Raw genomic sequence first — 11272 nt, 5'->3', positions numbered from 1 at the left:
GGAGCTGGCACCGCAGGTGACTGAGGGGTACTTCTGTGAAATCTAAAACGGAATGGAAAAGATTTCACGAAAGAACCCCTCCACCGTCTAACGGCGGTTCCCCTCCCCTTTCAGGGGAGGCTAAATAGCAAAAGAGATCCTTACTTTCAATTCTGTAATACACTGCAATAGTTAAGAATTTTTATTTTTGATAACTGTGGAAATAAGCCTCTCCTGAAAGGAGAGGGGGACCAGCGAAGCTGGTGGAGGGATACTGCTGAGATCTTTTGCATAATGTTTCAGATTTACGCAAAAATCCCTCAGTCAGCCTGCGGCTGCCAGCTCCCTTTTCAAGGGAGCCTGAATAACAAAGGGGGAGCCTAATTGACAACAGAGAAAACCCCAGTCATTCCGCCGCTGCAAAACACCGCATACCCGCACCCTGTTCGGCATATTTTATACAAAATACAAAACGAATTCGGGAGGGTGTGCTTATGAAACGTTATGCGGCGTTGCTGTGCTGCGGAGTGCTGTTGTTCTGGTGGCTGCTGCCGGGAAGTCCGGCGGCGGTTTCGGCGGCGGAGGAGCCGGAGATCCCTGCGGCTGCCTATGCCCTGCTGGAGGCAGAAACCGGCACGGTACTGCTGGAATCCCACGGCAGTGACCGGCTGCCCTGCGGAGCGATGGCGAAGCTGATGACGGCATTGCTGGCGGCGGAGCAGCTGGAGCAGGGGGCGTGGACAATGGACACAGTGCTTACTGCCACAGATGCGGTGACCGGCACCAAGGGGGCTGTGATCTGGCTCACCGCCGGCGAGGAAATGACTGTGGGGGACTTGCTGAAAGGGCTGATCGTGGGGAACGCCAACGATGCCGCCGTTGTGCTTGCCGCAGCTGCCGCCGGTGACACGAAGCAGTTCGTCATGGACATGAACGCCCGTGCCTTTGATCTGGGCATGCGGGACACGTGGTTCACCAGCCCCCAGGGGAACACCGACACCAGCTACACCACCGCGGCAGATCTGGGACGGCTCTGCTGTGCTCTGGCGAAAAAGACAGCGTTGCAGCCCTATTTCCGGACGTGGCGGGATTTCCTGCGGGGAGAAGCCACGGAACTGGTCAACGAAAACACCTTTTCCCGTACCGACGAAACCAGCATCGGCTTCAAGGCTTGTCACAGCGAAGCGGAGGGCTGGAGCATTGCCGCCGGTGCCAGGCGGAACGGCATGCAGTGCGTGGCGGTGGTGCTGGGGTGCGGGGACACCGACAGCCGCTTCACTCTGGCGAAACAGCTGCTGCGGAAGGGCTTCGCCGGCTGGAAAGTGGTGCAGCCCCAGCTGTCCGGCGAGTTCCTCTATCCGGTACAAGTCCGCGGCGGCGTGGAACGGGCAGTGCTGGCGGAGTCGGGGCCGCTGAAAGGGCTGGTGGTACCACGCAGCTGCACGGAGCTGGAAACCGTTATGGTACTGCCCCGTTTTGTGCAGGCTCCCGTCCGGAAAGGGCAGAAGCTGGGGCATGCCGCGTTCTATCAGGGGAACACGTTGTTATATGAAACTGACGTGGCGGCGGCTGATGCAGTGCCGGTGCGGGACTTCTGGGACGCTCTGTATCAAATAACGGTCAAAATGCTTAAAATGTAATCGGAAAAATTGTGTAGATTATACAAGAATCCAGATACCCCTTGCAATCTGCCGCAGAATATAGTATGATATAAGTGGTAAAGTGGTTGGACAGCACCCGTATGTGCAGTTTCTGTCAGAGCGTTCCTGCGGTCACAAGGGAATGGTCTGGCGGAAGCAGCGTTTTTCGCCGTACTGTCCAACGCCTTGAGAAGAAAGTGGAGGGAAATTGTACTATGTCTTCTGTAAAGCTGAATACAAAATATCTGGCAAATTATGTGAATCCGGACGAACTGACCGGAATCCGTCATCAGGTGGAAGCATCTGCAAAGATGCTGCACGAAAAGAACGGTCTGGGTTCTGATTTTCTGGGCTGGCTGACACTGCCGACCGACTATGACAAGGAAGAATTCGCAAGAATTCAGGCGGCTGCCAAGAAGATCCAGAAGAATTCTGAGGTACTGGTCGTGATCGGTATCGGCGGTTCTTATCTGGGTGCCCGTGCGGCGATCGAATTCCTGAAGTCCCCGTTCTACAACAACCTGAAGAAGGACACACCGGACATCTACTATGTGGGCAACAACATCAACCCCACCTACCTGAACGAAGTGATCTCGATCTGCGAGGGCAGAGATTTCTCTGTCAACGTCATTTCCAAGTCCGGCACGACCACAGAGCCGGCTCTGGCATTCCGTGTGTTCAAGCAGCTGGTAGAAAAGAAGTACGGCAAGGACGGTGCCAAGGATCACATCTTTGCAACCACAGATAAGGCAAAGGGCACACTGAAGTCCCTGTCCGACACAGAGGGCTATGAAACTTTCGTGGTTCCGGACGATGTGGGCGGCCGTTACTCCGTTCTGACTGCTGTAGGTCTGCTGCCGATCGCAGTTGCCGGCTGTGACATCGAAGCCCTGATGGCTGGTGCCGCAGAAGCACAGAAGGAACTCACCGCAGATTTCGACAACAACGACTGCTACAAGTATGCTGCACTGCGGAACATTCTGTACCGCAAGGGCAAGAACGTGGAAATGCTGGTTTCTTATGAGCCCAGCTTCGTGACCATGGCAGAATGGTACAAGCAGCTGTTCGGCGAAAGCGAAGGCAAGGACAACAAGGGCATTTTCCCGTCCTCCGCAGTATTCTCCACCGACCTGCACTCTATGGGTCAGTATATTCAGGAAGGAAGCCGCATTCTGTTCGAAACCGTTGTGGACATCAAGAAGCCGAAGCAGGACTTCTATCTGGAACCGGACGCAGAGAATCTGGACGGTCTGAACTTCCTGACCAACCAGAACATGTCTGTGGTAAACCGCAAGGCTCTGGAAGGCGTTGTTCTGGCACACACCGACGGCGGCGTACCGAATATGATCCTCGAGGTAGAGGACGTTTCTGAAAAGAGCCTCGGCTATCTGATCTACTTCTTCGAAAAGGCTTGTGCAGTTTCCGGCTATCTGCTGGGCGTAAACCCGTTCAACCAGCCGGGTGTAGAAAGCTACAAGAAGAATATGTTCGCTCTGCTGGGCAAGCCGGGCTATGAAGACCAGAAGGCTGCTCTGGAAGCAAAGCTGGCAGAATAACGGGCAAATACTTTATGTATTCAACAGCCGGTGATGCGGCTGTGAAGGAATAAACAAGTACCGGAATTCCGGTGCGAAAGGAGTTATCATCATGATTCGACTGATTACAGGTAAAAAGGGAAGCGGTAAGACCAAGATCATTATCGATAGAATCAACACAGCAGTCAAGAACACCAACGGCTGTCTGGTTTGCATCGAAAAGGGCGAAACACTGCGTCGTTCCATCAGCTACAAGGTTAGATGGTGCGATACAGAGCAGTTTGCGATCGACACCTTCGATGCATTCTATGGTTTCGTAGCAGGCATGCTGGCTGGCAACTATGACATCAAGGAGATCTATGTAGACGGTATCCTGAAGATCGCTGGTGCGGACTTCGAGGAACTGGGACGTACTCTGGAAAAGCTGGACAAGCTGACCGGCGACGATTCCGTTGTGACTTTCACCGTTTCCGCAGACGTTTCCGAACTGCCGGCTTCTGTGACCAAGTTCGTAGACTAATGGCAACACCGCACAAAGAGCGTCTGGCGACTTTGCACGCCATCTGCTTGCAAATTTTCTCTCATATTTCACAAAAATGCTCGTGAATACATCAAGTATTCACTCCGCTTTTTGTTTCATCTGACGAAAAATTTGACGACGCATCTGTCGCACAATCTTTGTGCGTTATTGCCTAAGAGGTCTGGATTCCCGATAACAGGGAAAAATGCTGCTTTTTTCGAATTTTTTGAAAAAGGACTTGACAAGGCAGCTGGAAATTTGTTATAATAAATGATGCAATGCGTGAAAGGAACAGGTATGATTCTACAGTTACGGGAGATTTTTCAGATAGAGGGCATGCATCTGCCGGTGGATTATACGATCTCGCTGGAAGAACTGTCCGAGGTACGCGGCTATACATTTGCCGCACCGGTGTCTGTACAGGGCGAGTTTTCGAACCGTGCCGGTATCGTGACACTGAAATATACCGTTTCCTGTACCTTAGATGCGGTCTGTGACCGCTGTCTGGCGGAACTGCGGCGGGACTATTCGTATGACTTTTCTCACACAGTCGTACCGTCCCTCCAGAGCGAAGGCGACATCTATGATACATACCTCGTCGCACAACACGACAGCATTGATATGAATGAGACAGCAATCTCAGACCTTTTGCTCATGCTGCCGACAAAGATGCTTTGTCGGGAGGACTGCAAGGGTTTGTGCGATATTTGCGGGTGCAATCTGAACGAAACCACCTGCGACTGTCGAAAGTAGAAGGAGGTGCCAAAACATGGCTGTACCGAAGAATAAGGTCTCCAAGGCAAGACGTAACAAAAGACGTTCTGCTGTTTGGAAGCTCGATGCACCTGCAATGAGCACATGCAGCAACTGCGGTGCGTTCAAAGCTCCGCACAAGGTCTGCAAGAACTGCGGATTTTACAAGGGCGTTGCTGTTCTGAAGATGGACGATGCAGAATAAGTGCTGACTGACAAGACGATTTTGTTTTGTACGAGGAGGAGAGGCGGCTTGTGTCGCCTCTCTTTTTTGTATGCTGTCCTCGGATTGGGGGCATGATAGCGGGGGAGTTGTCACCGTAGGTGACTGAGGGATACTTCCGTGTAACCTGGAACATTATGCAAAAGATTTCACAGAAGAACCCCTCCACCGCCTAGTGGCGGTTCCCCTCCCCTAAAGGGGAGGCTTAATTGGGCTCCCCTTTAGGGGAGCTGGCAGTGCGTAGCACTGACTGAGGGGTTACCCCTAAATCTTTTACACCAAGCAAAAGATTTCACACAGAACCCCTCCACCAGCTTCGCTGGTCCCCCTCCCCTTTCAGGGGAGGCTGATAAGGGAGGCTAAACGAATCAAAAAATCAAGGAGATGAAAAATCATATGGCATTACCTGTTGTAGCGGTGGTGGGACGACCCAATGTGGGAAAGTCCACGCTGTTTAATAAGCTGATCGGACAGCGGTTGTCGATCGTCGAGGATACCCCCGGCGTGACCCGCGACCGGATCTATGCCAAGGGCGAATGGCGGAACCGTTCGTTCATGCTGGTGGATACCGGCGGTATCGAAACGGTGACCGATGACGTGATTCTGAAGCAGATGCGGCGGCAGGCGGAACTGGCGATCGAACGGGCGGACGTGATCGTGCTGGTGACTGACGTTCGCTGCGGCGTGACGGCTGATGACAGTGCCGTGGCAAGCATGCTCCAGAAAAGCGGCAAGCCGGTGGTTCTGGCTGTCAACAAGTGCGATTCTATCGGGGAACCGCCGATGGAACTGTATGAGTTCTACAATCTGGGCATCGGCGACCCGTTTCCGATCTCCGCAGCACACGGTCACGGCACCGGCGATATGCTGGACGCAGTTTACGATCTGCTGCCGCCGGAGGATCAGCTGGAGGACGACGAAGATGCCATTCATGTGGCAATTATCGGCAAGCCCAATGTGGGCAAGTCCTCGCTGGTGAACCGTATCGCCGGCGAAGAACGGGCGATCGTGTCCAATGTTGCCGGCACCACCCGTGATGCAACGGATACGACTGTGGAAAACGAGGACGGCAAGTTCGTGCTGATCGACACTGCCGGTATCCGGAAAAAAGCCCGCGTTACCGAGCGGATCGAACACTACAGCGTGCTGCGTGCCTATATGGCGGTAGACCGTGCGGACGTGTGCCTGATTCTGATCGATGCCACAGAGGGCTTCACGGAACAGGATTCCAAGGTTGCCGGCTATGCCCACGAACAGGGCAAGGCTTCCATTATCGTGGTCAACAAGTGGGATCTGATCGAAAAGGACAACACCACCATGAAGGAGTTCGAGGAAAAATTGCAGCGGGATTTCAGCTTCATGTCCTACGCTCCGTTCGTGTTCATTTCTGCAAAGACGGGGCAGCGTGTGCCCAAGCTGTTCGCAAAGATTCGCGAAGTCTACGAGCAGAACGCTATGCGGATCTCCACAGGCATGCTGAACGATGTGCTGGCATATGCTACCACACGGGTGCAGCCGCCCTCGGATAAAGGCCGCCGCCTGAAGATCTATTATATGACGCAGGCAAGCACCAAGCCGCCGACGTTTGTCATTTTTGTCAACCGTGCAGATCTGTTCCACTTCTCCTATCAGCGGTATATCGAGAACCAGATCCGTTCTACCTTCGGACTGACCGGAACGCCGGTGCGGTTTGTGGTGCGGGAACGGGCGAGAGATGAAAAATAACGGGAGAGAATATCATGCTGATTCTTGCAATACTCATTTCTGCGGTGCTGTCCTATCTGCTGGGCAGTTTCAACAGTTCCATTCTGGTGGTGCGGCTGCTGAAGCATCAGGATATTCGGGAGTTCGGCAGCCATAACGCCGGTCTGACCAACACGCTCCGCTGCTTCGGCAAGGGCTGTGCCGCGTTGACGCTGGTGGGCGATCTGGCAAAGGGCATTGTTGCCGTGCTGCTGTCCAAGGGCATCTGCGAACTGCTGGGCACAGGGCTGACGGCACAGAACGATGTGCATTTCATCGGCTATATTGCCGGTATTTTCGCAATTCTGGGACACGTGTTCCCGATCTATTACCACTTCAAAGGCGGAAAAGGTGTGCTGGTGGGCGTGTCGGTCTTTCTGGGCATTGACTGGAAAGTGTTCCTCTGCCTGATCGTCATTTTCGCTGTGGTGCTGGCAATCTCGAAGTACGTTTCCCTCGGCTCGATCATCGCGGCGGCATGCTGTCCGGTGGTGACGTTTTTGTTCCAGTTCTGGCAGCGGGGCGATCTGCCCATGTGGTATCTCTGGCTCAATACCGGACTGGCGGCACTGATGGGGGCGTGGGTCATCTATATGCACCGCACCAATATCCAGCGGCTCAAAGCCGGCAATGAAAACAAGTTTTCGTTCCATTCGAAAAAGGCGTAGGGGTTCCTGTGAAATCTTTTGCATAATGTAATAGATTTAGGGGTAACCCCTCAGTCAGTGCTACGCACTGCCAGCTCCCCTTTCAGGGGAGCCAAATTAAGCCTCCCCTGAAAGGGGAGGGGGACCGCCGCTAGGCGGTGGAGGGGTTCCTTGTGAAATCTTTTGCTTGATGTGCTAGGTTTTACGGAAGTACCCCTCAGTCACCTGCGGTGACAGCTCAGCACAAGGCACGCCCTGCGGGTGCCCTAAAGGGGAGCCTATGTACAAATAAGCCTCCCCTTTAGGGGAGGGGAACCAGCGAAGCTGGTGGAGGGGTTCTGTGAAATCTTTTGCTTGATGTGCTAGGTTTCACGGAAGTACCCCTCAGTCACCTGCGGTGACAGCTCAGCACAAGGCACGCCCTGCGGGTGCCCTAAAGGGGAGCCTGAATGTAAAAGCCTCCCTTGAAAAGTGAGGGGAACCGCCGCTAGGCGGTGGAGGGGTTCCACAATGTTCAGTAGGGTGCGATGCCCACATCGTCCCGCGTACCAGTAAAATTCACGAAAAAATCCAACACACGCCCAAAAGCCTGATATTGTAAAGGAGGTTCATATGGCAAAAATCACGATTCTTGGTGCAGGCGGCTTCGGTGTCAGCCTTGCCATTGCAGCATTTCAGAACGGGCATACCGTTACGGTCTGGGATATTTCCCAGCAGATCGTAGATGCAATTCTGCGGGACGGAGAGCACAAGACCAAGCTTCCGGGGGTAAAGATCCCGAAAGGCATCGGATTCACCACAGACCCTGTCTGTATGGAACACAGCGACATGGTGGTTTTTGTGGTGCCGTCCTTGTATATCCGTTCCGTGGCACAGCGTGTGAAGCCCTATCTTGACGAAAATGTCATTCTGGTCAACGCCAGCAAGGGTCTGGAGGAAAAGACGTTTCTCACCATGAGTCAGGTCATTCAGTCGGAATATCCCGACAATGCGGTAGGCGTTATCACTGGCCCGTCCCACGCCGAAGAAGTGGGCAGAGGTGTGCCTACCACCGTGGTGGCTGCGTCCAAAAATGAAGCCGCTGCGGTGCAGATCCAGGAAACGTTCTCCAGTCACACCCTGCGGATCTACATCAACACAGACCCCGTGGGCTGCGAGATCGGTGGGGCATTGAAGAATATCATTGCACTGGCGGCAGGCATCTGCGACGGGCTGCACTGCGGTGACAACACCAAGGCGGCTCTGATGACGCGGGGCATTCACGAGATCACCAATCTGGGTGTCAAAATGGGCGGCAGAGCGGAAACCTTCGGCGGGCTGTCCGGTATCGGTGACCTGATCGTCACCTGTTGCAGCATGCACAGCCGCAACCGCCGTGCCGGAATCCTGATCGGCGAGGGAACTTCTCCCGAAGATGCGGTCAAGCAGGTGGGCACGGTAGAGGGCTATTACTGCTGCCACGCCGCGTGGGAACTGGCACAGCAGCACGGCGTTTCCATGCCCATTACGGAACAGCTGTACCATATCCTGTTCGACGGTGCTGAGCCGCAGCAGGCACTGAACAACCTCATGAACCGCCCGAAAAAACATGAGTATGAGGAGTTCTGATTTTCGCTCCTTTTTAAAAATGTGCTTTCTCTTTAGGAGAGGGTTTGTCGCAGACGGTGGAGGGGTTCTCTGTGGAATCTTTTACATGATGTTTCAGATTACGAGGAGGGGTTCTTGTGGAATCTTTTAATTGGTGTAAAAGGTCTATGTAATAATCCCTCAGTCAGCCTGCGGCTGCCAGCTCCCTTTTCAAGGGAGCCTAAAGTGAAAGCCTCCCTTGAAAAGGGAGGGGAACCGCCGTTAGGCGGTGGAGGGATTTTTTGTGAAATCTTTTACATGATGTTTCAGATTACGCTGAAAAAACCGCCGAGATTACCCCACGTCCGCTTTCCAATCCACATTGCAGCGAGGTGCAGCATTATGCTAGATTATCGAATGGACACGTTTTTGTCCCTGTGTGAAACCAAAAGCTATACCAAGACGGCTGCGATCCTCCACCTGACACAGCCCTCTGTGACCCAGCATATCAAGTATCTGGAGCACTTCTACCAGTGCCCGCTGTTTCACTACGACGGCAAACAGGTAGAAATGACGGAGGCGGGGCAGTATCTGCGGGACAAGGTGATTCTCCAGCGTGCCCAGAATGTGGAAATTCGTAAACGGCTCCAGCAAATGCAGGAACCGATCTCCTTTGACATCGGGCTGACTCCGTCTGCCACATTTTCCTTTGCACTGCCGCGGCTTTGTACCTATGTCAACCGCAATGCAGAACCGCGGATACAGTTTCATGTGAGCAACACCCGCCGGCTGCTGCGGGGCATGCAGAACGGCATGCTGGACGCGATCATCATGGAGGGCGAAATTCCCGATATGCTGGTAGAAGCGACGGAATTGTGTCGGGAAAACATCATTGCCGCCGCCAGTCCGGAACTTTCGGAAGAACTGTACGGCTGTACATGGAGCACTCTGCTGAAACAGCCCCTGATCGTGCTGGAAACCGGCTGCGGAATCCGGACGCTGGTACAGCGGCACCTGAGCCGCAGCGGCATTTCGCTCTACGATTTTCGGGAAGTCATTGAGGTGGACTCCTTTATTGTGCTGAAAGAACTGCTCCGGCAGGGGCTGGGAATCGCCTTTGTGCTGGAACCCACCATTCAGCAGGAACGGGACGAAAAACGGCTGGGGAGAATCTATGTGGACACCATGCCCATGTATGGCTCTCTCTATTTTGTCACCATGCGAGATCGTGCCGACAATGAACAGCTGTGGAAAATTCGCGACGTGCTGCTGCAAAAGACGTTTTCGGCGGGAAATTGATGAAAGGTTGTTTTTTTTCGAGATAACCCCTCAGTCACTTGCGGTGACAGCTCAGCACAAGGCACGCCCTACGGGTGCCCTTTCAGGGGAGCCTATATACACAAATAAGCCTCCCTTGAAAAGGGAGGGGGACCGCCGCTAGGCGGTGGAGGGATTCTTTGTGGGGAATCTTTTGCTTAATGTGTGAGGCTTTACGGAAGCACCCCTCAGTCACCTGCGGTGACAGCTCAGCACAAGGCACGCCCTAAAGGGGAGCCTATTCCACCCGCATCTCACCGCCTCTTTTCCGGAGGCTCATTTCCACACATACCAATTCATAAGGAGGTACTGTCCATGCAGGGAAACTATTTGGAACAAGCACTAGGCATGATTCACTCGCGGCGGCTCGCTGCGGAACAGCAGAATCGGGAACGCATTATGGAAATTGAAAGCCGCATTCCGGAGGTGTCGGAGGTCAACTACCAGATGTTCCGCACCAGCCGCGACCTGATGCAGATCATTGTCAAGGGCGAAAACACGAAAGAACGGGTGGCAGCCCTGCGGCAGCAGAACCTACAGGCTCAGGAGATGATCCGCCGGCTTCTGAAAGAACACGGCTATCCGGAGGACTATCTGGAACTCCACTACACCTGCGAAAAATGCCATGACACCGGTTATTTTCAGCAGAAATACTGCACCTGTCTGACCGATCTGATCGCCAAGCTGTCCGTCAGGGAACTGAACAAGAGCGTTCAGTTTGAGCAGTGCAGCTTCGAGAATTTCGACCTGAACTATTATCGGGGCTTCCAGACCGAAAACGGCGGCAGCTGCTATCAGGCAATGGAAAAGGTCTACTTCTTCTGTCAGGAATACGCCCGCCAGTTCACCAACCACTCCAGCAGCATTCTGATGTTCGGGAAGACCGGTCGTGGAAAAACCCACCTCTCTCTCGCCATTGCCAATCGGGTGCTGCAAAACGGATACAATGTTCTCTATGATTCGGCGATCAACTTTCTGCGGCAGGTGGAAAAGGAACACTTCGGCAGAGGCGGCAGCAATGACGACACGCTGGACACGCTGCTGTCCTGCGATCTGCTGATTCTGGACGACCTCGGCACGGAGTTCCACAAGCAGTTCTACCAGTCCACCGTTTACAACATCATCAACACCCGCATGAATCGGGATCTCCCCACCATCATCAGCACCAACCTGAATCACAACGAAATTTCCGCCCTCTACGACGAGCGAATCACTTCCCGCATTTACACCACCTACACCTGCCTGCACTTCGTGGGACAGGATGTGCGGGTGCTGAAAAAGTCGAGAATGCAGAACGGGTGAGTGTAGAAGAAAAAAGCCTCCCTTGAAAAGGGTGACTCCCCACGGGG

Annotated in this window: 10 protein-coding genes; all 10 read left to right on the top strand. The window is 53.7% G+C overall.

Annotated elements, in window-relative coordinates:
• Nucleotides 1–473 precede the first annotated feature (473 nt).
• On the top strand, nucleotides 474–1619 hold the full coding sequence (locus RUMCAL_RS02610; RefSeq protein ID WP_021680919.1) for a D-alanyl-D-alanine carboxypeptidase family protein: 1146 nt from the start codon (nucleotides 474–476) through the stop codon (nucleotides 1617–1619).
• Nucleotides 1620–1834: 215 nt separating this feature from the next.
• A complete protein-coding gene (locus RUMCAL_RS02605) occupies nucleotides 1835–3175 on the top strand; it encodes a glucose-6-phosphate isomerase (protein ID WP_021680918.1) in 1341 nt (446 codons plus the stop codon).
• A gap of 91 nt (nucleotides 3176–3266) precedes the next feature.
• The gene (locus tag RUMCAL_RS02600; RefSeq protein WP_021680917.1) at nucleotides 3267–3674 is read left to right on the top strand and encodes a hypothetical protein; all 408 of its coding nucleotides are present in this window, start codon (nucleotides 3267–3269) and stop codon (nucleotides 3672–3674) included.
• 297 nt (nucleotides 3675–3971) lie between these two features.
• Nucleotides 3972–4427 carry a YceD family protein gene (locus tag RUMCAL_RS02595; RefSeq protein ID WP_040646667.1) on the top strand — a complete coding sequence of 152 codons (456 nt, stop codon included), beginning with the start codon at nucleotides 3972–3974 and terminating at the stop codon, nucleotides 4425–4427.
• Nucleotides 4428–4443: 16 nt separating this feature from the next.
• Nucleotides 4444–4632, top strand: coding sequence for a 50S ribosomal protein L32 (rpmF, locus tag RUMCAL_RS02590; RefSeq protein WP_021680914.1), 189 nt, complete (start codon nucleotides 4444–4446; stop codon nucleotides 4630–4632).
• Between the two features lie 414 nt (nucleotides 4633–5046).
• Nucleotides 5047–6375 carry a ribosome biogenesis GTPase Der gene (der, locus tag RUMCAL_RS02585; RefSeq protein WP_040646665.1) on the top strand — a complete coding sequence of 443 codons (1329 nt, stop codon included), beginning with the start codon at nucleotides 5047–5049 and terminating at the stop codon, nucleotides 6373–6375.
• A gap of 14 nt (nucleotides 6376–6389) precedes the next feature.
• Entirely contained in the window at nucleotides 6390–7061 is a 672-nt protein-coding gene (gene plsY / locus RUMCAL_RS02580) for a glycerol-3-phosphate 1-O-acyltransferase PlsY (protein ID WP_021680912.1), read from the top strand.
• Between the two features lie 591 nt (nucleotides 7062–7652).
• Nucleotides 7653–8648 (top strand): NAD(P)H-dependent glycerol-3-phosphate dehydrogenase, encoded by a 996-nt coding sequence (locus RUMCAL_RS02575; protein WP_021680911.1) that lies wholly within the window; start codon nucleotides 7653–7655, stop codon nucleotides 8646–8648.
• A 360-nt stretch (nucleotides 8649–9008) separates the two neighbouring features.
• Complete coding sequence (locus RUMCAL_RS02570) at nucleotides 9009–9905, top strand: LysR family transcriptional regulator (protein WP_040646663.1); 897 nt, start codon at nucleotides 9009–9011, stop codon at nucleotides 9903–9905.
• 333 nt (nucleotides 9906–10238) lie between these two features.
• On the top strand, nucleotides 10239–11225 hold the full coding sequence (locus RUMCAL_RS02565) for an ATP-binding protein (RefSeq protein ID WP_021680909.1): 987 nt from the start codon (nucleotides 10239–10241) through the stop codon (nucleotides 11223–11225).
• Nucleotides 11226–11272: the final 47 nt, after the last annotated feature.

Source organism: Ruminococcus callidus ATCC 27760, from assembly GCF_000468015.1.
GTDB lineage: Bacteria > Bacillota > Clostridia > Oscillospirales > Ruminococcaceae > Ruminococcus_C > Ruminococcus_C callidus.
This window is presented reverse-complemented; position numbering and strand designations above follow the sequence as displayed.